Source organism: Paenibacillus pinisoli, from assembly GCF_003605435.1.
In the GTDB taxonomy this organism is placed as follows: Bacteria; Bacillota; Bacilli; order Paenibacillales; family Paenibacillaceae; genus Pristimantibacillus; species Pristimantibacillus pinisoli.
Genome location: NZ_QXQB01000002.1, coordinates 448,873 through 470,727 on the forward strand (window position 1 = coordinate 448,873; position 21,855 = coordinate 470,727).

Here is a 21,855-nt window from a genome sequence, read left to right on the forward strand (position 1 = left end):
TAAGTTTCACGAACAATTACTCATTTTTCCTGCAAAACATTCGTGTTCATTCGTTTATTTCCATTATTAATCATTTAACATTGGAAACAGAAGCTTCAACTCGTCATCGGCAGGCCGTCTGCCGTAATCGGCAATTTCGAATGGCTCCGCGTAGACGGTGGATGCGGATTTGCCATTGCCGTACAGCCGGTCCAGCGCTGGCAGCATTTCCGAAGAAACGTTAATAAAGCTGCTCCAATAGCGCAGAATGTATTCGCGCCGCTCCTCCCACGTACTCGGAACCTCGCTCAGCAAATTGCGCTGCCAAGGCGCAAATTCATAAAATTGCGAGGCGTGAGCGTCGCAGCTAAGCAGCTTTTTCTCGATCGTCGCACCGATATCGACGACGATATCTGGCGAATAACTCGCGCGCTTGCCATAGTCCGGCATCAGCAGGAAGAGCGGCGATTGATCGAGGCTTGGGGCATCCGGCACCGCATTCGGCACCTTCGCAATGAAGTCGGCAGCGTCGCTCACGATTTTCCCCGCGTTCCGGTTGTCCACGTGACCCGGCCCGTCCGGATGGAAGGTAATAACGATATCCGCCCTCCAATTCCGGATCTGGCGGATGACTTCCTCTCTTACCTCGTAGTGGTTCGACAATCTGCCGTCCGAAATGTTCAGAATGCTATATTCAAGGACGCCCAGCCGCTTCGCCGCCTCATGGGCTTCTTCGGTTCTTCTGTCGACAAGCTCCTGGCCGCTAAGCGAATAGTGTCCGCAATCTCCGTTCGTCAAGGATACGAATTTCACCCGATGGCCCAGCTCTGCAAATAAAGCTGAAGTGCCTCCCGCGTAAATTTCCGCTTCATCAGGATGTGCTGCAATTACGATTATATTCAATGTTTTAGTCATTTCTCTCTCTCCTCCTAAGTGTCAACCCAATCTCCGGCTTTTATCCTTTTACTGCGCCGGCCGTAAGTCCTTTAATAACGGTTTCCTGCGAAAACATGTATAGCACTAGCAGCGGTATGATCGAAATCGTGATCGCCGCCATCATCGCCCCGTAATCTGTGCCGTAGGCGTTGGATACAAGAGACAGCAGCACCGAGATCGGCTGCATATCCCGGATCGGCAAGTAGACAAGCGGCAGCAGCAGCTCATTGTACGACCACAGGAACACCATAATCGATACGGTAGCGAATATCGGCATGCATAGCGGAAGCGTAATACGATAAAAGATTTTCCATATCGACGCGCCGTCCATGACTGCCGCTTCTTCCAGCTCACCCGGCAAGGAAGCCATAAAGGCGGTCATCATAATAATCGCAAAGCTGAGATTGCCTGCCACCTGCGGCAAAATAACCGACAGATACGTCCCGTTAAGGCCAATTTTTTCAATAATAATGAAGTTTGGAATAATTACGGCAAACTGCGGCAGCAGCATGCATATGACAAAAAGAAACGTAAAATATTTTTTGCCCCTGAACGAAAAGCGGGCCAATATAAACGAGGCCAAGCCTCCAAACAGCGCAACGCCGAACACGACGGAGCCTGATATGAGCATACTGTTCATAAAGCCTTTGACAATATTGATGTTGCCGTATTCGTTCAGCTTCAAGTAGTTCGAAAAAGCAAAGCTTTCAGGCCATGCAAACGATTGGGTCAAAATTTCTTCCGACGATTTGAAGCTGTTCAGCAGTACCCAAAGCAAGGGTACGATCGTCGTGCTCGCCCAAAAAATAAGCAGCGCATATACGAAAATTTGGGGCAATGCTGGCCTTACCATTTTATTAACCATCTACCTATCACCTTCTTTAGCGGGCTGCTCGGCATGTTTTTAATAGCTGACAGCCTCTTTTTTCACCAGTCTGTTGAGCAGCACCGTAATGACGATGCCAAGCACCATCATCGCAATGACGATTGTACTTGCGTAGCCCGCGTTTTGGCCGTTGAAGGCCTTCGCGTACATATAAGTGCTGAGCAGCTCGCTGGAATTGAGCGGACCGCCTTTGGTCACAATGTACACGACGTCGAACACTTTGAGCGCCCCGGCGGTAGCGAGCGTCAAACAGGACGCAATCACGTCACGAAGGAGCGGTATTGTAATGTAGACCGATTTACGCCAGCCCGTAATGCCGTCCAGCACAGCCGACTCATAGATGTCTTCCGGGATTTTGGACATGCCGGTAAGAAAAATAACGAAATAGAATCCGACGTATTGCCACAAAATCGGAACGAGCACCAAATAGATTGCGCTGTTCTCCGTCAGCCACACTTGCTCGGACCATCCGAGAGCCCTCACGATCGCGTTCAACAAGCCGTAATCATAGTTGTAAATTAGCGAGAACATGAGGCCGATAGCGGTTCCCGAGATTACGATCGGAAAGAAAAACACCGTTCGGAAAAACTTGAAGCCTCGTTTGATGCTGTCAGTCAACAGTGCGAGCAATAGGCCGCCGCCCGCTTGCAGAAATACAGCGCCCAATATGAGGATCAGCGTATTTTTCAAAGCGATGCCGACGATGGGGTCATTGACCAAATCCTTGTAGTTATCAAGCCCGATAAATGTTTTGGTGTTCGAAAAGTTATACCATTCGGTAAAGCTGTAATAGACCGATTGAATGAGCGGGTAAAGCAAAAACGTAAACAGTAACAGTATCGTTGGCGCCAGGAAAAGCACAATGTATCTCTTGTCCCTGAAGATCACGACTGAACGCCTCCTCTTTCCTTGAGCATAGGAGAGCGCCGGAACTAGTCTGTCCCTTGTCCGGCGCTAACGGATTAATTATTGAATTTTATCGTTGAGCTTTTTGGCTTCGGCCAGTACTTCTTCAGCCGTCTTTCTACCTGCACTTACATAGCCGATGCCATTCAGAAATTGGGTATACGATTCACGGGAAACATAAGAGTCAATCGGCATTACAAAGTCTTTAGCTGCGCTGACCATCGCGTTGCCGTCAACAAGCAGCTGCGCCGTATTCTCAGATGCCTTTGTTTGTACCGCATAAGTGCCGCCAATCGCCGCAAATTCACCCGCAATATCCGGCGACGTCATAAATTTGATAAATTTCAGAGCCATGTCGTATTTTTCTTGATCCTTGCTGTTTTTCATATACCAGCCGGAACCGAAGCCTGATACGATTACGCCTTCGCCCTTGCCGCCCGGCACGAGCGGGAACGGGGAAATTTGGATGTCCGGATCTTGAGAAAGACCGGCCGCAGTCCACGAGCCATTGAACATCATAGCCGCTTTGCCGCTTGCGAACAGCGATTGCGCCTTATCGTCATCCAGCGTCAGCGAATCCTTAGGGAAAGCATTTTTTTCATTGAGCTCCTTGAAGATGTTAAGCGCTGGCGCCCAGGACGGATCGTACGCTTGTTGCTGGCCTTCCGGTCCTACTTGCGACAGAATTAGCGCCTCTTGCAGGTATGGGGTCGTTAGAGAAGTCGCGAATGGAATAATATCGGTCGACGCAAACGTATCGACTGCCTTCATGAACGCTTCGTAGGTCGACGGCGCCTCCAGATTGTGCTGCTCGAACAGCGCTTTGTTCCAGAACAGTCCTTCGTAGAAGCCGATGTACGGAAGCGCATACAACTTGCCGTCGTACTTGACTTTATCTACAATGCCGGCGTTGAACTGCTTCGCCCACTCCGGATCCTTGGCAAACTCTTCTTCCCACGATACGATACTGTTCGAATCGGCAAGAATAGCCGTTTCACTGCCATTGAAGTAAAACAGCACATCCGCCAGGTTGCCGGTTGCTGCGTCCGCTTTCACCTTCGTGCGCAAGGCCTCCTGGTTAACCGGCGTCGACTCGTCGACGATTTTCACGCCAGGGTTCTCATCCTGGAATTGCTGAATCGCTTTTGTCCATACCGGAACCCAAGGATCGGAACCGGCAAAGGACGTAGCCACGCGGAGCGATATCTCTTTGTTTCCGCTCTTCTCAGGCTCCTTCTCCGCCTTGTCGCTCCCGCCGCATGCTGCAAGCAGCGTAGACAACAGCGCCATTACTACCAACAGTCCAACCGTTTTGTTAACCGCCTTTTTCTTCATTACTCAACTCTCCTTCTGACTAAGTTCTTTATTGAAACTTGCCTGCCGGCTGTGCCGACAATCAAGCAGCAACCATAAAAGTAAAACGCTTTTAATTGCTTAAGTTTATTAATTAATTAGGCGAAAGGAAGCGCGTAAAGCGCTTGCCTGCCTCTATTCCTTCAGCAGGTCACGGAATATGTTCTCCAGGCCAATGGACAGGCCTCCGAGAAGAACCGCTTTCGTTTTGAGCCCTGTATTCACTATATTGGCAGTCGTCCCGGGACGCAGCCGCTGCACTTCCGCACGTACCGTGTCCGTATACTCTGGACCCAGCGTGACAAAGCCGCCGCCCAATACAACGGTCTCCAAATCGAGCAGATACAGCATATTCGCCACAAACACCGCTATCGCCCGCGCCGCTTGGCGAACATGCTTGATGCACAGTTCATCACCCGCCTGCGTCGCTTGAATTATGGTGTTGAAATCAGCCTTGCCGTTAATGCTGCACGGAATTCCGGCTTCAATATCAGCTTGCACGGCGTCAACCAGCGCCTTTACGGAGGTCCATTGCTGCAGCCTCGGCTTCTCTCCCCCTGCTTCAGGAGCGCTGCCAGAAGTATTCATTACATAACCTTCGATCTCGCCCGCAGCGTGGCTGCTGCCCGAATGCAGCTTTCCATTCAACACGATGCCCAGACCGACACCGACATCGGCGCTGACAAACACCGCGTTGTCCTTGCCTTGCGCGGCGCCGAAGCTGATTTCACCGATGACCGCCGCATTGATATCCTTCTGAAGCTGCACCTTGGCGCCGAATTTCTCTTCAAGCGGCGTCCTGAAATCGACGTACCCCAGCTCCTGCAAATACGACCCGCATTGGACAATGCCGGCTTCGTTATTGACCCGGCCCGGCACGGAGATCGAGATGACAAGCAACCGGCTGGCGTCGAGTTCGTTAATGCTCAGCAGCTCATCGATCTTCTCCTGAAGAAGCCCAAACAATTGCTCCGTCTCAAACTGCTCCAGGTCGAACTTGACCTCGGAGATGACTTCCGGCTTCAAATCGGATAACGCAACCGTAATACACGGGTTGCTCAAATCAATAGAGATGATATAGCCATATCTTGTATTCAGGCGAAGACGGCTTGCCTTCCGGCCGACTCCTGTGGAATCATCCTCGGTCTCCCTTACTATTCCGAACTCCACCAACTGATCCACGTTTGTGCATACGCTCGGAACGCTCAGCTTCAATAGCTTGGACAGCTCGCTTCTGGTGGCGTTGTCATGCCTGCGGATAGTATCTATTATTAAGTTTTGATTGGTAATTCGGACATTCTGTTGCTTTGCGGATACCTTAGACATTTATAGCCTCATTTCATATTAATTAATTAACTTAATTAAACAATGTGAATGGGTCATCTGTCAACACTTTTTTCCGTGCTTCGTAAGCGCCTCAATCGTGGATTGGTCCATCATTCCAAGCTGTATTTATTACATCGCATTCGGGATACGCAGCCCCTGTATATCAAGACGCCAATAGCCGCATCCTGCCCGCCACTCTTACAAGTTGGCGCTAACAGGATGCGGCTTATCTTTTGCTATTCCAGTATGAACGGCAGCGATACGGCCAGCGCAATAATAGCGATTATGAACAGCCAGCCCAGCTTGTTGCCGAAGTTGATTGTCCAGCCGATGCCGAACCTCTTTTCGACGAAGATGGCAGGGTCCTTCGGATTGAAATAGATTTGACCCAGCTTCCAGTACTGATCCATGTCCTGCGTAGGTACCGTCTGGCCCGGATTATCCGAAGCATGCTTCAGCCTGCTGCCTCCTTGGCCTGTGACGAAAGACAAAATGATGGACGAAATTACAATGAGGCCGACAATGCTGAGTGTTGCAATCATCGTTCCGTTCATGCCCCAGTCTTGCAGCTGCCCGATCGGGAATAGCGCAAGCAAAGCCATTATGGCAAAGCCGGTCGCGATAATATAGCCAGACCATATTCTGCGGAATCTGATATTGCGGGCTAGCGAACCCTCTGGGTCGCTGCCTTCCACGATCTGCTTGCTCAGTCCGATTCCGTAGTTGCAGAGCAAGAAGACGATAAGCATAAAAGACTGCACGATACCGGGCCACAAGACCGCCATGTAGGTTTTCTCCACGCTCCGCGTCACTTCGCCGTCCATGCCGTACTGCATCGCAATTTGGGCCGGGAATTGGTCATAATACAAAACGCCAATCAGCACCGTAGCAAGAATGAGCAGCACATGAGGGATGAACCAGAAATTTGACAGCGTGAGCTTGGCATTTCTGAACTTGGTGCTCACGACGACGCGCTGCACGCTCTCTGTGTTCCACCCTTTGACCGATTTCAGCCGCCGGACGGCATAGTGGTTTTTCAAATACATCGCGAACGATAGGATCAAGTAGCCGAACACATGGGCCATAAGCAGAATGCTCCAGCTCTTGTCGTCCGTTGTTCCCCGGGAGAAGATCAGCAGAGAAGCCGTCAGGAGGACGCCAGCGCCTCCGTTCACCCAAATAAACTGATTGCGCAGCCCCTTAATATCCGGGTCCTTCTGCGCCGCCTCCGGCACCGTCACGCCGAAGCTCTCGATGCGCCGTGTCAAAAACGGTATGACCGTCGAAATAAATACGATCGGCACCATCAGCGTGAGTACGAGAATCATCATCCATGTATCATTCATCTCTATCCGCCTCCCTGTTCATTAGGTCTTAACTCGTCGAATACAGCCGCGCATGCCGCTTCAAGCTCAGCCTTGCTCATGCCTCTGCAGATCGCATCCGCGAGCAGGGGCCGCAGTTGCTTCGCCAGCCGCTCCTTGAACGCTGCGTCTGCAGGCGGGAATGCATCCGGCTCAATGACTACGCCTTGCTTCCGGTTGATCTGTACGTAGCCGTCCTGCTTCAGCAGATGATAGGCTTTGTTCACCGTATGCAGATTAATGCCGAGATCCGCAGCCAGCGAACGGACCGAGGGCAGCGCCTCGCTGGGCTGCAGCTCCCCCCTGGCAATGCCTTCAATAATGCCGTTGACCAATTGGGTATAAATCGGCGTCTCCGACTGGAGATCAATATCAAGCATCAACGCTTCCTCACCCCTTTCGTCTATCTGTTATATATCAAGTATAACAACTATAACGAGTATACGCAATAGACATTTTCAACAATAGGCTGGCCGGCAGGAATTGGACTCATACACAAAAAAGCGACGGCCCTGTGCGTACAGGGCCATCGCCATTAGCTTCGTGCAATACTCGCCATCCACTGTAATGCTCGCCATTCACTGCCATGCTCACCACTCACTGCAATGCTCGCCACTCACTGCAATGCTCGCCTATGCCTGCTCTTAACGGGACGAGAGCCCTAATCCAATGCCGCCTTAATAAACGAGATCAGCCCGGTTCTCAGTTCCTCGCCTTCTTCGCCTCTATGGTACATATCGGTTCCGTGGTAGCCGCTCTTATCCACAATCAAAGTCTTGTCGGCTGCTCCGGATGCCTGGTACAGTTGACGAACTTCTTTCTCAATAGAGCCGCCATAGTCGCCAGGCGAAAAAACAAACAGAGATGGCGCCGTGATCTCCTTGACGCCAGGTAAAGCGTCATGCGGACCGCATTGTGCAGGAGAAGAGAGAATGATTAATCCTTCAATGGGAAGCTCTTGACGGACGCCAGCGATAATAGCGGTTGAGCCGCCGCATGACGCGCCCGCCAGAAAGACCCGTTCCGCGCCTAGCCGGGCAAGCTCGCCCAGCGCAGCGTCCGCGTCAAGATCAATAGGCTGGGTGTCTCCGGTGCTCTGGGAGGCGCCATGATCGCGATATTCCGGGATCACGACCAGATAGCCGTGATCGGCAAGCTCGACTCCCATATCCAGAAAGGAGCATATATTATACCCTTGCTCATGGGCAAGCAGAACTCCCTTGGTGCCGCTGCCCATCACAAGCGCCGACAGATGCACCCCGTCGCTGGCCGTTAGCGTCGTAGCCTTGTCTCTTAGGCTTTCGGGCACACAGCTATTCACCAGATGCCCGCTGAAGGACGTAACCGTATTGTCCGGCCAGGCTGGCTCATAATCAATCGGCGGATTGGATGGAATGCTTGTATCCTCAGCAGGCGGCTCCATAATCTCTTCTTCGGCCGTGATGTCCGAATTTGTTGTCTGATCAGATAGTATAGGCTGATCGTTTGGGATTCCCGGTGCGGCAGCACAGCCGGCAAGCACGGCAGCCAGCAACAAGAACAGCATCGTATGACAGATTAATGCAGCAATTCTGTATCGCGTACGCCTGACTGCTTCGTGGTCCCTTCGGCTGGATAATGGGCGGGATACAGTCTTGAGTGTGAACATTTCTCCTCCTCCTTGGCATGATACGATTTGAAGTCTATACATTTTGTCATGAACCAAGCATATCAGCCAGATGTATACGATTCGTCATCGACTTGTATCCAAGTTGTAAAAACATGTTAAGAACAGCTCTCCCTGCGGGTGATTGAAAGTCACAAATGTTCGATCCTGATCCTGGCCTTCTATACGCTGAACCTGCCACCTAATGGAACTGAGAGACTCTATTCTTCGATTTCTTCACATGTTACAACGTCTATCGGAACTAGGATGCCTTATTTGCACGATCCGAACCGTATTTCGGTTCATTGAGAGCCAATAAGAGCTCTCTGTTCCTTTACGTTTAAAAATAGCTGGAAATCCGGCCAATAGCGTCTCGTAGTTCCCTTATGAATTTCAAAGTAAGACTTCCCCCGCTTCAGGACTTGCTTCAGCCGGCTTTAAGCAGGTTTTTGCTGCTTAGAGCTCTCCTTTCGACGAATAGATCCACAACTTCTAAAATTGAAAAATTCCCCAAACCATAAAAAAAGCTGACCTGAAAGCCAGCTATTCGCCGCTTTCAGATCAGCCCGTTAAGGGAAGATATTATTTGAAGAAGTTAGGCAGATATTCTTTGTTGGCTTCCAGCATCTCTTCCAGCAGCGTTTTTGCTACGGATACGCTTGGCACAAGCGGATGGTGAACCAATGCTTGCAGCGCAATGCCTTTGTCGCCAGTAATCGCCGCTTCGATCGTCAGGGACTCATACGTCTTCACAGCATGCAGCAGGCCAGTTACATGCGCAGGCACGTTTTGCAGCGGAATCGGGATTGGTCCTTGCGCTGTTACGACACAGTTGACTTCAATGCTTGCATCCTCAGGCAGGAAGTCGATAATGTTGCCGTTGCGAACGTTCAGCGTCTGAATGTCGCGTCTGTCCGTGTAGAGGGAATACATCAGGTTAACCGCAGCCTCGGAGTAGTAAGCGCCGCCGCGTTGCTCCAGCTGCTTCGGCTTCTCCTTCAGATTAACGTCCTTGTACAGCTCGAACAGCTCGGCTTCAACACGGCTTACCACGTCAGCGCGCGTGCCGTTTTTCTCCATCGATGCTTTCATGTCTTCCAGCATTTTGTCCGTCATGTAGAAGTAACGCAGGTAGTAAGTCGGAATAGCGCCCAGGGAGCTCAGGAAGTCAGCATCCCAGTCGAACGCTGTAACGTTGGAAGCTGTGTACTCGCGGCCTTTGCCGATCAGCTCAGGCAGCTTGTCTTCGCCGTTCACATATGCAGCCGTTACCCAGTGCAAGTGGTTGATGCCCACGAATTCCGGCAATACGTCGCGCTCGGTTACACCGTATTCCTTCGCCAGGAACTTGTAGAAGTTGATTGGCGAGTTACACAAGCCGACTGTTTTGACTTTGCTGTACTTCTGAACGGCTTCTGTTACGATGCCTGCCGGATTTGTGAAGTTAAACAACCATGCGTCCGGAGCCAGCTCTTCGATGTCCTTACAGATATCGAGAATAACCGGAACCGTGCGAAGCGCTTTGAACATGCCGCCCGGGCCTGTAGTTTCTTGGCCGATTACGCCGTGAGAGATTGGGATATGCTCGTCGCGCTTTCTCGCTTCCAGCAATCCGACGCGCATTTGCGTCGTAACGAAGTCCGCGCCAGCGATCGCTTCGCGGCGGTCCAGCGTCAGATGCACTTCAATCGGCAGGCCAGCTTGCTGAACCATACGTTTTGCCAGTTCGCCTACGATTTCGAGCTTATGCTTGCCTGCTTCAATATCGACGAGCCACAGCTCGCGGATCGGCATCTCGTCATAACGCTTGATAAAGCCCTCTACGATTTCCGGTGTGTAAGAAGAACCTCCGCCGATAACGGCGATTTTCAACGCTTTTTTGTTAGACATAGCAGGTATTGCCTCCCTTAATAATATTGGTTTGTGTATATGACTTCTATTTCATACTTGTTGAATTAAAAAGTAATGCTTCTTAGCGCCGCATCTGTCGCAGCGTCAATCTCAATCCCGCTGTTGTCCATCGCGCTCATGACAGCGCCGATAACAGGATCAACAGCCAGCCTCACTACGCTGGCATTCGGAGCCGTCTTGGCTAACGCTTCCTTGATCGCGTCGACCATGTGCGGCGAGCTGCCGCGCGACATGACGCTGCCGATCAGCACCACATCGAACGTATCCTCCTGCATGCCGAGACGTCGGATCAATGCGCTGACCGCATTGGCATGCTCGAATCCGGCTTCGCGCAAAATCCGAATCGCAACCGCGTCGCCTTGGCCCGCCGCTTCAAACATCAGCTTCGCCAGGTCCTTCGGAGGGCGCTTGCCGTTGTCCAGCGCGTCGTCGTACATCGCTTGCACCGACTCGTAGCCTAGCTTCTCAGGCACCAGCTTGGTTAGGATGGAGTATTCCTCGCGGCCTTCCCAGCTTCTGACCGCTGTGCGGAATGCATGTACGGCCAGATCGGAGCCCGAGCCTTGTCCGTCGCCGAACAGATAACCGAAGCCGCCGTATTGCAATTCTTCGCCCTTCGCATTGCGCGCAGCGGCGTTGAAACCCGTCCCGCTAATAATAACCGCGCCGTGCGAGCGGCTGGTGCCGGCCCGCATGCCGATCATCGTATCGCAAGCGATGGCATGTCTCTCATATCCGAGTGAAGCAATCATCGGTCTCAAAATAGCGTAATCCGGCTCGCGGTCCGCGCCTGCCAGGCCGAAATAAGCAAAAGTAACCTGATCCTTTGTAATGCCGGCTTCGTTCAGTGCTGCATTGCAGGCAGATTCGATATTCGTGCGCGCCTGCTCGAATGCGGTCTGGTGATTGCCGTTGCCGCTGAGACCCTGGCCCAGCACCTTACCTTTCTCGTCTACCAGCAAGGCATGCGTCTTGGTGCCTCCTGCGTCTATACCAAGAAAAATGATATGTTCCACGCTCCTTAGCTATTCCATAACTTGGACTTCGTATGCTTTCTTGTCTTGATGTATCCATCATAAAACAAAAAACACCGCCTCTCTAATAAGAAAGAACGATGTTCTAATACTATTTTACTGTTTTATGACCGAAGCTCGGAAGGAAGCTTGCCGATATGCTGCTTGAACAGCCGGTTGAAGTTCGACAAATTGCGGAAGCCGCATTCCGATGCTATGTCAATAATCTTTCCGTCAGTCGTCTCGATAAGCTCTACCGCTTTCGACAGCCTGAGCTGGATCAAATAATCCATCGGCGAAGTGCCGACGACTTGCGTGAACAAGGAGCTGAATCTGGATGTGCTCAGGTGCGCACGATCGGACAATTCCTTCAGCGTCCACGGATGCTCCATCCGCTCTTCCATCTCATGCAATACGCTGCGGATTGTCTCCGTGCCTCTAGCATGGATAGAGCTATTGCCGGAACCCTTGGAGAAATACCGGTTCACATAAGCGAGAAACCGGACCAGCTGCGCCCGCACGACGGCCTCATAATGAGGCTCCTTGCGCAAATATTCCTCCCTCATCTCCGCCAGCAGCGTCCACAGCTTCTCCAGCTCGGGATGATCGCGGTCGAGCACATTATCGAACCGGAAGCCCATCTCGCGGAAAGGAACGAGAAGCTCCGTATCATACCGCTGCTCCAATGCCAGATACGCGGGGTCGAACATCACGATGCCCATCACAAGCGATTCCGTCTCTACGGCGCGATGCAGATCATTGGAGTTGATCAGGACAATATCTCCCTCGCGGAAGTCGTAACGGCCGCCGTTGATCAGATAATATCCGCTTCCTCTATAGATGAAATTAATCTCCAGCGGAGTATGCCAATGCAACCGCTGGAACGGCGGGCTGACGCCTTCGGTCTGCGACACAAGTATCGGAAAGCCTTGCGGCAAATCTATATGATCCCGGACTACGGGTGGTGACAGCTTCATGGATGGCTCCTCCTGTTAGTATGCCTGCAATTATTGTTCATTATAGCAGAGGTTGAAGGAGCCATGAAGACAGCCTTCTTTAAGTTTAGAAATGTCGGATGGTCAGCAGCTTTACGTCTATTTACATTTTTAAAGGATCGCCAACCGATATTACAAAGTGTGCAAAAATAGTGGGGTTCTGTTTGGAATAAACCTTGATACCGGCCACCCCGTCCTTCAGACCAATAACAACTCCATTCGCATCAACACTGGCAATATGGGGGGTAAAGCATTCCCAAACCAACTCCACATCTGTAGCATTTGCCGGCAGCAATTCGTACGGGATAGCAAATGATTCGCCAACAGCGATTTTATAATTGCTGGTCGGTATTTTGATCAGTTTCAAAGGAATATCCGTTGATACATTTCCATTATCATGAAAGCCATACCAATGAAATTCACTTACCGACGTCTCATGATAGGAGTACCCGTTGTCTGGCGTATAGTTGGACCATGTCAAAAACTGATTCGTATATGATCCAAAAATTTCTCGCGCAAGCGGGTGCAGCTCAATTGGAATACTTTTCGGAACAAGGGAGCCGGATTTATAATACCCTCCCGTCATTTTTTTGCCTGGCAATAAGTCCATTAATGTTCTGGCCGTCATCTCGGTATGTTCCCTTAATTGCTTGAAGAACTCTTTCTTTTGAGCTTCATCAAAAATAATCAGATCAAATAATTGATCAATATCAATATGGTTCATACCTGTACCGAGCCTATTATCGATCAAAATCTTTCCGATAAATTTAACTTCGTAATCATACAAGTAATACGTTCTGGTATTTTCCACTACTCTATATTCTAGTTTAATAATTCCTAAATTTGTATCCAAAATGGAATGATACTTTAGCAAATATTCTCTGACTTCCTGTTCAGTCTTCAACGTAATTCCGTTCGGAGCAGCAACAGGAATCTTGGCTTTATTGGCTAACAGCTCGTAGATATCCATATATTTCAACTCATAAGCCAAGTTCATAGGAGTGCGATAATAATTATTTACAGAATCGCTATTTGGGTACATTTTAACAGGGCTTGCTCCATGATCTATTAAGAATTTGACCATTTCATAGTCGTTATTCTCTATAGCCTTGAGGAGAGCGGAAATTGGTCGAAATGCAACAGGATAAATCTCCAGGTCAGGATCTATTCCGTTTTCTATCAGCATTGAAAGGGTATCAAAAAAACGATTTTCAAAAGCGGTTTTCAAAATATTCATTTGAATGTCTGATGCTAGCTTCCTCAAATTATAACCGTGCGAAATAAGCAGTTTCGCTATTGCTGCTTGATTATGTTTAACCGCTAATTCGAATTGCTCATGGGTAATAGCTTTTGTGGATTTCAACATTTCTATTACGGACTTCTCATTACCTGCAATAATACAATCGTTTAACGTTTTACAAGCTACATTATTTTGATTTTTTTCAGAAGCAATATTAATTTCTCTTTTTACGGAATCCCACTCTACAAGCTTTCCGCTATATTCGCTTATAAATCTTACCGGGACAAAAGTGTTTCCCTTTGTAATAAACGGCGGGTCTTTTAATTGCTGTACGGAACCATTAACGGTTGCCGAGGTGCTCCCTACAGTCAGATCCATTTTCTTCTCATTATTATGGGCTGTAATGCTTCTTTTAGCAGCGTCCCATGTGATTTGATACCCCAATGCTTCAAATATTGGTCTGAATTGTACAAACGTCGTTCCGTTTTTTAATATCGGATCGTTGCCGAAGTTCACTTTCACACCATCAATATATACCGTAATCACGTTCGCGCTAGCATTGGCATTAGCTTGCATAGCAGTTAGTGGCATACTCATGATGATAATCAATAATCCAATCCATAACTTCTTCAAAACATTCTCCTCCATTACGCTTATTAATCGTAGGTACAATACTGTTATCGGCATAAGGTGGAAAATATTATATTAATATTCCTTTCTTCGGTTCTTGCAACCAAAAAAGCTCCTTCCTTGCTTAAGCAGCAAGAAAAGAAGCTTTATTTCCATACGTTTATTTTTCAGTATCAATAAAAGATGTACTGATTTAAAAATCCGATGCTTTTTAGTTTGTATAAGTCCGTCACTTTGGTTTCACAAGTCCTGACAACCACGTATGAGTTGCAGCTGCTTGTCGTTTTAATTAACTTATCTCCTAATAAATCCACCCCAAGATTAACCCAAATATTATTTTCAGTCTCTTTTTTTATTTTATTTTTAAGAGCCTGATTGTAATCTTCCGTTGAGGGAACCGTAATAACAAGGATAACAAGAACAACGATTAAAGCTGCCGGCCACCATTTCTTCATGTCTGGATCCTCCAATCTGTATCATTCAGCTTCTAAAAAATTCAGGCTTTTCGCCATGCGTAAGAGTGTCTTTTCGTATATGCAGTTTTCGAATCTGCTGAAACAACGGCGCTTTCTATTCCTTCGTTGGGTAACTTTTTCTTATCTGAACATCCTGGCAGTAGTATTAATATCAGTAGAATTGGAGTATATTTCGACACATTATTTGACTCCTTCTAGTTCAACACTCCTACTTTACCATATTTTATATTAGCTCGCTATTACAGGGATTGTATGTATTTGATTTTCCCATAAAAAAATACTCCCATCCATCTGCAGAATTAAACAGATAAAAGGGAGACATGTTTTTATGCTATTGTTGTTATGGACGAATGGATAGAACAGCATGAAGCACGCAGCCTAAGCCATTTTATTAACTCACTTCTTAGGTCTATTTTTAATAACGACAATGATTCCTCCGATACAAATTCCAACTATAGCCCAACCTGCAATAAATAATACCGAATCCATGATGCACACTCCTTATTTGTTACTCTTTTAGTGATTTTATTTTAGTTAACCCACATGCTAAAACTGTAGTATCAACATTGATATTCCACTTATTAGTTCATTAGCGACTTCCATTAACAATAATATTTTAACACTCTTTAATCCTTCAATATAGTGAACAGCTAGTGACTATTAATAGTTGTATTCCTTTAATGTTACAGCATTATACAAAGCGGGGCTATCCCACAAGATCAATTTATGACCTAATGGGATAACCCCTTGTTTCGATACAAAATATTGCGTTAGAGGAAACGAACGGCTGCGAGCATTCGTCCTACAACGGCTGCGGCTTGCGCCCTCGTCATGCTAGCTTTGGGAGCAAACCGCTCGCCGTCCATTCCTCTCAAGATATGAAGACGCGTTAATTCGGCTGTATGACTCCGCGCCCATGATGCGATAGAGTCGCCGTCCGAGAAGCCCTCTAGCAAAGATGCATCGTCGCCAGCCGCGCTCATAGTGAATCCGGCGCAGGACATCGCCCTCGCGAGCAGTACACTCATCTCCTCTCGGCTCACTGTCGCATCCGGTCGGAAGCTGCCGTCCGCATAGCCCTCTACCAAACCCGCTGTAACCGCGGCGCCTAACCAGCCCTCGTACCAGGCGCCTGCCGACACATCTGCGAATGACGTTGCCCCCGCGTTTTCCTTGAGTCCCAGCGATCGAACAAGCAACGCCATAAATTCGGCTCGGGTAATGGCGGCTTCTGGCTGGAAGAACGACTCCGACTTGCCTTGTATGAGCAGCCTCGAAGCAAGTCTGTCGATATCGGCTTTCGCCCAATGCCCTTTAATATCCGCAAAGGTTTTTTCCTGTTCCCCCACAATCGCGAATAAGCCGGTATAAACGCTGCTGATCACCGCTCTCTTCACGCCGCCTTTCTCCTCGAATCGGGCTGGAACAAACCGGATATCGCCCGACTGCGGATCGTACATAACGGCGATTGCCTTCGACCAATCCACCGAATCATTTAATTCGATCGTTATGGCGGCATAGATATTGCCGAACTCGCTAAGCTCGGAATGTTTGTATCCTGCCCGGACCATGAGCTGCAGGTCTGCTATTTCCGTTAATGTCCGCAAACCTGCTGCACCGATCCGGTCGGCGAATTGGATTGCTTCGCGGCTGCCTTCGCGGTTCATGCTTGCGCTAAAGGATATATTCGCCAGCTCCAAGTTCAGCCGCTCGGCCAACTGATCGAATTCAATCCGCAAAGCGCTGATCGGCACCTCGAACGAAACGCCTTCGGCCTTCACCGTCCAGGACGACGTACCGGCTTGAAGCAGCTCCAGCAGCTTTTCGGCAGTTATCGTTCCGCCGTCCACACCCGCTTCCCCTCCGCTCTCCTCCGACGGCAATGAAGGAGAAGACGTTGACGTCGGTATTGGCGTTGACGTCGGTGTTGGCGTTGACGTCGGTGTTGGTGTTGGTGTTAGTGTTGGTGTTGGCGTTGACGTCGGCGTTGCTGTCGGTGTTGGCGTTGGTGTTGGCGTTGGAGACGGCTCTTGTCCGCCTTCGCCACCGTCAGTTTCCCAAGCGGGCACATCTCCCGCCAGATGATATACCTTCACATTATCGACGAACAGCTTCGCGTCCGCCGCGCCGTAACCGGAGCCGAATAGAATCGTATCTATGCTGTCCACATCCGTGAAGAACGGCACTCCCGCTTCCGCCAACACGCCGTCGAAATAAATATCGTACGAATGATTCGGAATATCGATGTCGAGCTTGACGGCATGCCACTTTTTGAGCTTTGTCGGAGCTTTCGCAATAATCGTATTAGCCGGCGCATTCGTCCCGAAGTAACGCAAGTAATTATTGGAGCTTGACGTCAAGCGCACAGCTCTCGTGCCGCCGGACAGCAGCTGGAACTCCGGGTATTTGCCTCCGGCCAGCTCTTTGTATGACCATTCCGCTATAAGCCGGCCCGATTGCGGCTCGAAGGTGCGTGATACAGTGGCTCTGAATGCAGAATCGTTGTCGTCGAGAAGCACGCTGCGATTCCGTTCCTCTTGGTCATACCAGACGTATACAGGCGCACTATCACGCTGAGTGATGATCCAGTCGCCAGGAAGCGCACCAGCTTCATACGACTCGAAATCATCGGCGGCGAGCTTCACGGCCCCCGTGACGTATACCGTTATATCGTCCAGGTAAGCGACCGCATTCTCATTGTGCCATCCCGTCTGAAATTGAATGCCGTCTACCACGTCGACATCGGCGATAAAACGGTAAATGCCCGCAACCCGCTCACCATTGACGTAGAGCATCCATTCCTGCCGTTCGGCATCGAGACGAATATGGATCGTATACCAGTGGGCCGGCTCCGTTACAAAGAGCAGCTGCTCTCCCCCACTGGCGTCGACACGATACAAACCATCCGGCTTTGCCGCCAACTCCGCCGCGATCTGATCCTCTCCGATCATGCGGAAGCGCAGTCCGCTGTTCCCTCTCGGATCGGCATATGTCCAGGAGAGCTCGAGATTCCCCGCCTGCTCTTCGAACCGTCCGGTCACCGTAACCGCTCCGTCCGGATTCCGGTCCATCAATTGCAGAACATGATCGGTATCACTGCCCATTGGTGATATGATGCCAAGCGTAAGCGGATCCTCTTCGATACTGAGCCCGGCTGGCCGATTACCCGGCTGCTCTTGATCGAAAAACGAATGCAAATGCGCGATCGGCTGTTCCGCTTCTGTCGATTCCTTAACATTCTCGATTGGCGGTAAGCCCTCTTCCGCATCCGGCCTCTCTTTCGCAGGATCGAGATCGAACGACGCATGGAACGAACGGCTGAAGGAACCTTCTACGCTCACGAGCAGCTTGATCGTCGGATGAAGCTGCGTCACGGTCACTTCCTCGTCCGCGGACAACACGGAAGCAGCCGAACGGTCAATTTCGAGCTCAATGACACCCGAATTGACGAAGCTCGGATCGGACAGGGCTAAGTCGAGCGTAGCGTCCGCATTTTCTTTCAGCATAACCGATGCTTGCCTGCTCGAGGTCACGCCGGCAGCCGTTGTTGTCCGATTCTGCCAGAAGTTAATGCCGGTCTGATTGCGGGATAGATCCCTCACCGCATGAGCCGCATCGGAATTTTCGACAATGCTTATCGTCGGTGACTCGGCGAATGACGCCGTTTCCGCCGCTGTCCGGTTCGGAAGCAGGACGTAGCTGTATGTCTCATTCGCCGGATTCGTCCCGTGATCGAACCAGAGCGATACGTAATTGCGGGTTCGAACATCGGCAGACGTACTAGCGTTCCGGTTAATATCGTACCAGGAACCGCTGTTCGCCGTTCGGGAGGCGTGAAGCGTCGCCGAGTCCGGGAAATAGTAACCGATGTCGGAGCCAGGCGTATTCCCCTCCAGATTCGCCCAGTCTACGCCGGTTAATGTATTAGTCCAGCCCAGATTGGCAGGTGCCGCATCTCCGTCGACGATAAGCGCGTTCGCGCCGTCATCGCCGATCTTGCGCTGCTCCACAATCGTCTCGATCACCCTTCCGTCGCTGCTGGTTATGCCCGATCCCAGCGCCACGATCACATCATCGAACATAAACCATGATTTGTTCGCTCTTAGTGTCGTGCCGACTTGCTGCAAGTTCATCCCCGACACGCCGTCGGTTCCGAGCGTCGCGCCCCCCGCCCATGTATTGTCCGGCGTTGTCTCACCATCTCCATACTGATAATGATCATTTGTTCTCGGCCGGGTATCCACGGTCGTCCCCGGAAGACGATAACGATTGACGGTCGGCCAATAATCGTCCGAGTATTGTTTGGCATCGCCGTTGTACAAATATGTCATGCCGTCTCCGGTATACCAGCCTTCACCGTTCTCTCCATTCGTCAACTCGTAGGTCGCGATTCGGTTAGAGCTCTTGCTGATTCCTAAGGCGAAGCCGTCCGCAACGTGAACCGTCCGGTTCATCGCCCCGAACTCCTTATGAAAAGGCGAATCGCCTTGCGGAACAATCGACTCGTCCTCCATAATATTCTCGAGCGGAGCGATCAAGTCGAGCTTTAAGGCGGAGTAGACGTCCAAATCCGGATCGGTGGACAGCACCCAATGCTTGATCAGACCTCGGATGCGAAGCGCCTCCTTCTCTGGAGCGGACATCGCGAGTCGGAGCATCCCGGATATCATGCCGATCGTCGCGACATGACCGCTGAGCGCTTCCCTTGCGATCGCCCTGCCGCGCACCATATCCATCATTTCGCCACGGTATACGACCGGTGCGACCGAATCAAATAACCAGCTGTACACATTCGCCACATCCGCATCCATCACTTCCCACGGGGACTCGTCCAGCAAGTAAAGCAGCTGCCCCAATCCCCGAATCAACACTTCCCCGTAGCTTCCAGTATACGGAATCGTCTTGTGCTGAATGAACGAACCGTCTTTATAGAATCCATCGCCCTCCGCCACATAGTCGAACAACGGACTGGTCTGAACCAGCACGTCATTCAAGCGGTCTGGATCCTTGGTGAGTATGCCCATCAACGTCTCGATCGTCATAATATCGGATCGGTTGGCGCCAATCTGCACGAATTCCGGGCCCATAATATCCCCGATGAATTTATCTGCCGCCCGAACATACCGATCAATCTGCTCTTCGGACAAATCGTCGTACAATATCACCATGATATCCATAACGCGAAGGGGAACGCCAATGTCGAAATTCCACCAGTTGCCGTATTCCTCGATATGTTCGTTGTATTCGTGTTCATATATCCAATCCAGCGCGGAGATGATGTCCTGCTTCATTGTAATATTATGGTATAGGCTGCCTCCTTTCGTGGAATACGCGTAGGCCATATCTCTCAAACGTGTCATGTATGTGTTGATAAAAGAAGAATCCGTCACCGAAGGCGGCACATCCGTCCAAAGCGATGTCCGTCCTTCGCCTCTTAGCATCGTCTCCCACCTCGTTCGGGCCAAGTCGTTGATCGAGGCGATCTGCTCTGCGACGACGGGTTCTCCAACATCCAGATCATGCCCGCCGTCGAGCACCGCCTTCCACTTGAGCCTCAGTTCATCGAACGCGTCAGCAGGCACAGCAGCCTCTGTCACTTCAACCTCGATCTCTGCCGCGACCGTCCCGGCTAGGCCGGTTATAGAAGCCGTTATGATCGCGGAACCCGGGGCAAGTCCAGTTATGTTCCCGTTCGAATCTACGCTGGCTGATTCCTCATTATCGGAAGCCCACCGAAAGACCGGGTTCGTCGCATCTTCCGGCAAGTAGCGAGGAGTAACGCTTATCGTATCTCCGACGTCGACGCGGGCTGAAGGGGGGAGCATAATGGACTCGACAGGCGTATTTCTTTCGACGACGGTGACTACGCTTTGCGCCGACGGCCCGTCCACGCTTGTGGCCGTAATAACAGCCGTACCTGTACTGACAGCGGTTACAATACCGTTCACATCGACATCAGCGACCGCCTTGTTGTCGCTGGACCATATCATCTCCTGATTCGTTGCCTGGGCCGGAATAATCGCTGCATCCAGCGCTGCCGTCCTTTCCGTTTCCATTTGCAACGAAGCTGGCACTACCGCAACGGATTCCACGGCCGTATATTCGCTAACGGTCACAACGCTTGCAGCCGCAATCGCACCATTTTCTTTGCTTCTAGCGGTTATCACTGCCGTGCCTGCAGCGACAGCGCTAACTACACCCCGGTCGTCAACCGTCGCGACCTCGGGATGATCCGACTCCCAAGCTGTATAGCGGTTCGTGCTATCCGCAGGCGAGTATGCCGCCTTAAGCTCCGCCCTATCGCCCGGCACCATATTTAGTGCGGTACGATCCACGGACAGGGCTTCAACCGGAATCCAGTCGTACACCTTGATATCATCCATCGTCATAACGCCTTCCGTATCCGCCGAACCAAGCTGAGTGAAACGGAAGGAACGGAAGTTGTCCCATCCGGAGGATGCTGCAACCGCAGCTCGAAGCTCGCCGTTCACATAAGCCTTTAACTCCCGTGAGGCCATATCCGCATACAACTGAATATGGTACCACTCGCCGCCTTCATACAGCCCCAGTTGTTCCGTAGCGTTGGCCCCGCTTGAAGACGGATAGAGCAAAAGAATCTTTCCGGTCTTGTCCATCGTGACGCGGATTTCACCGATAGTTGTTGTGTTCGGAGATTGAGACAGCGTTGCCGTGAACAGCCTTCTCTCAAGCGCCGTATTGTCGAACTTAAATCTGCCTTCCATCACGATAACCGAAGCTGCGCCTCCGCTTCCCGGAATCGTCAAGTTGTTTTTCTGTATATTCGGATTGTTCACGCTTTGATTCGGAGGTAGGTTCGAAACGATGCTCATGCTCCTGCCTTCGACACCAGGCACAGTCTCGCCAATCCCATATACGGAGCCCGCTACCGTACCGAAGAAGCTCCAGCTCCCGCCTCCGTCCGAAGTGCTCGTCGGATTCATCAGCGATGGCTCTGCCGGATAATCGTCAAAATTCAGATGAAGATATTTGTTCGATGCGGCCTCGATCGTACCGACCCAGCCTCCTCCCGCAGGAGCAAGCAGCGAACCAATCAAAGTAATGACCACCAATAATGCCGTTTTTCTACGAAACATACATCATCCTCCTATTATGCATTCATAATCTTGCCGGTGGAACGATTCAGCTCGCGGAACAGGTATGGAATCTGATTCGA

At 50.6% G+C, this 21,855-nt stretch carries 14 protein-coding genes; all 14 read right to left on the reverse strand.

The features are described from left to right. Positions 1–66: 66 nt before the first annotated feature. The 14 genes from D3P09_RS09470 to D3P09_RS09535 all read right to left on the reverse strand — a co-directional run bounded on the left by D3P09_RS09470 (position 67) and on the right by D3P09_RS09535 (position 21,775). The gene (locus tag D3P09_RS09470) at positions 67–894 is read right to left on the reverse strand and encodes a PIG-L deacetylase family protein (RefSeq protein ID WP_120109284.1); all 828 of its coding nucleotides are present in this window, start codon (positions 892–894) and stop codon (positions 67–69) included. A gap of 40 nt (positions 895–934) precedes the next feature. Further along, complete coding sequence (locus tag D3P09_RS09475; RefSeq protein WP_120109286.1) at positions 935–1,780, reverse strand: carbohydrate ABC transporter permease; 846 nt, start codon at positions 1,778–1,780, stop codon at positions 935–937. Positions 1,781–1,819: 39 nt separating this feature from the next. Then, positions 1,820–2,689, reverse strand: coding sequence for a carbohydrate ABC transporter permease (locus tag D3P09_RS09480; protein ID WP_120109287.1), 870 nt, complete (start codon positions 2,687–2,689; stop codon positions 1,820–1,822). 78 nt (positions 2,690–2,767) lie between these two features. After that, positions 2,768–4,042: an ABC transporter substrate-binding protein gene (locus tag D3P09_RS09485; protein WP_120109289.1), complete on the reverse strand. Its 1,275-nt coding sequence runs from the start codon at positions 4,040–4,042 to the stop codon at positions 2,768–2,770. Positions 4,043–4,195: 153 nt separating this feature from the next. Beyond that, positions 4,196–5,386 (reverse strand): ROK family protein, encoded by a 1,191-nt coding sequence (locus D3P09_RS09490; protein WP_120109291.1) that lies wholly within the window; start codon positions 5,384–5,386, stop codon positions 4,196–4,198. A gap of 236 nt (positions 5,387–5,622) precedes the next feature. Beyond that, complete coding sequence (locus D3P09_RS09495; RefSeq protein ID WP_120109292.1) at positions 5,623–6,732, reverse strand: DUF1648 domain-containing protein; 1,110 nt, start codon at positions 6,730–6,732, stop codon at positions 5,623–5,625. A gap of 2 nt (positions 6,733–6,734) precedes the next feature. Continuing rightward, the gene (locus D3P09_RS09500; protein ID WP_424452394.1) at positions 6,735–7,130 is read right to left on the reverse strand and encodes a GntR family transcriptional regulator; all 396 of its coding nucleotides are present in this window, start codon (positions 7,128–7,130) and stop codon (positions 6,735–6,737) included. A gap of 281 nt (positions 7,131–7,411) precedes the next feature. After that, entirely contained in the window at positions 7,412–8,398 is a 987-nt protein-coding gene (locus D3P09_RS09505) for an alpha/beta hydrolase (protein WP_243644028.1), read from the reverse strand. A 579-nt stretch (positions 8,399–8,977) separates the two neighbouring features. Beyond that, entirely contained in the window at positions 8,978–10,285 is a 1,308-nt protein-coding gene (locus tag D3P09_RS09510; RefSeq protein WP_120109295.1) for a 6-phospho-beta-glucosidase, read from the reverse strand. 65 nt (positions 10,286–10,350) lie between these two features. Next, positions 10,351–11,322, reverse strand: coding sequence for an N-acetylglucosamine kinase (locus D3P09_RS09515; protein ID WP_243644030.1), 972 nt, complete (start codon positions 11,320–11,322; stop codon positions 10,351–10,353). Positions 11,323–11,444: 122 nt separating this feature from the next. Next, a complete protein-coding gene (locus D3P09_RS09520; RefSeq protein WP_120109297.1) occupies positions 11,445–12,296 on the reverse strand; it encodes a helix-turn-helix domain-containing protein in 852 nt (283 codons plus the stop codon). 121 nt (positions 12,297–12,417) lie between these two features. Further along, positions 12,418–14,187 (reverse strand): stalk domain-containing protein, encoded by a 1,770-nt coding sequence (locus tag D3P09_RS09525; RefSeq protein ID WP_165867371.1) that lies wholly within the window; start codon positions 14,185–14,187, stop codon positions 12,418–12,420. 170 nt (positions 14,188–14,357) lie between these two features. Beyond that, positions 14,358–14,639 (reverse strand): hypothetical protein, encoded by a 282-nt coding sequence (locus D3P09_RS09530; protein WP_120109300.1) that lies wholly within the window; start codon positions 14,637–14,639, stop codon positions 14,358–14,360. Positions 14,640–15,430: 791 nt separating this feature from the next. Beyond that, a complete protein-coding gene (locus D3P09_RS09535; RefSeq protein ID WP_120109302.1) occupies positions 15,431–21,775 on the reverse strand; it encodes a polysaccharide lyase family 8 super-sandwich domain-containing protein in 6,345 nt (2,114 codons plus the stop codon). Positions 21,776–21,855: the final 80 nt, after the last annotated feature.

Bases quoted from the DNA above. Each gene is read 5' to 3' on its own strand.
- D3P09_RS09505 (WP_243644028.1), bottom strand. From the start codon at position 8,398: ATGTTCACACTCAAGACTGTATCCCGCCCATTATCCAGCCGAAGGGAC.
- D3P09_RS09495 (WP_120109292.1), bottom strand. From the start codon at position 6,732: ATGAATGATACATGGATGATGATTCTCGTACTCACGCTGATGGTGCCG.
- D3P09_RS09520 (WP_120109297.1), bottom strand. From the start codon at position 12,296: ATGAAGCTGTCACCACCCGTAGTCCGGGATCATATAGATTTGCCGCAA.
- D3P09_RS09510 (WP_120109295.1), bottom strand. From the start codon at position 10,285: ATGTCTAACAAAAAAGCGTTGAAAATCGCCGTTATCGGCGGAGGTTCT.
- D3P09_RS09535 (WP_120109302.1), bottom strand. From the start codon at position 21,775: ATGTTTCGTAGAAAAACGGCATTATTGGTGGTCATTACTTTGATTGGT.
- D3P09_RS09530 (WP_120109300.1), bottom strand. From the start codon at position 14,639: ATGAAGAAATGGTGGCCGGCAGCTTTAATCGTTGTTCTTGTTATCCTT.
- D3P09_RS09475 (WP_120109286.1), bottom strand. From the start codon at position 1,780: ATGGTTAATAAAATGGTAAGGCCAGCATTGCCCCAAATTTTCGTATAT.
- D3P09_RS09485 (WP_120109289.1), bottom strand. From the start codon at position 4,042: ATGAAGAAAAAGGCGGTTAACAAAACGGTTGGACTGTTGGTAGTAATG.
- D3P09_RS09470 (WP_120109284.1), bottom strand. From the start codon at position 894: ATGACTAAAACATTGAATATAATCGTAATTGCAGCACATCCTGATGAA.
- D3P09_RS09490 (WP_120109291.1), bottom strand. From the start codon at position 5,386: ATGTCTAAGGTATCCGCAAAGCAACAGAATGTCCGAATTACCAATCAA.
- D3P09_RS09500 (WP_424452394.1), bottom strand. From the start codon at position 7,130: ATGCTTGATATTGATCTCCAGTCGGAGACGCCGATTTATACCCAATTG.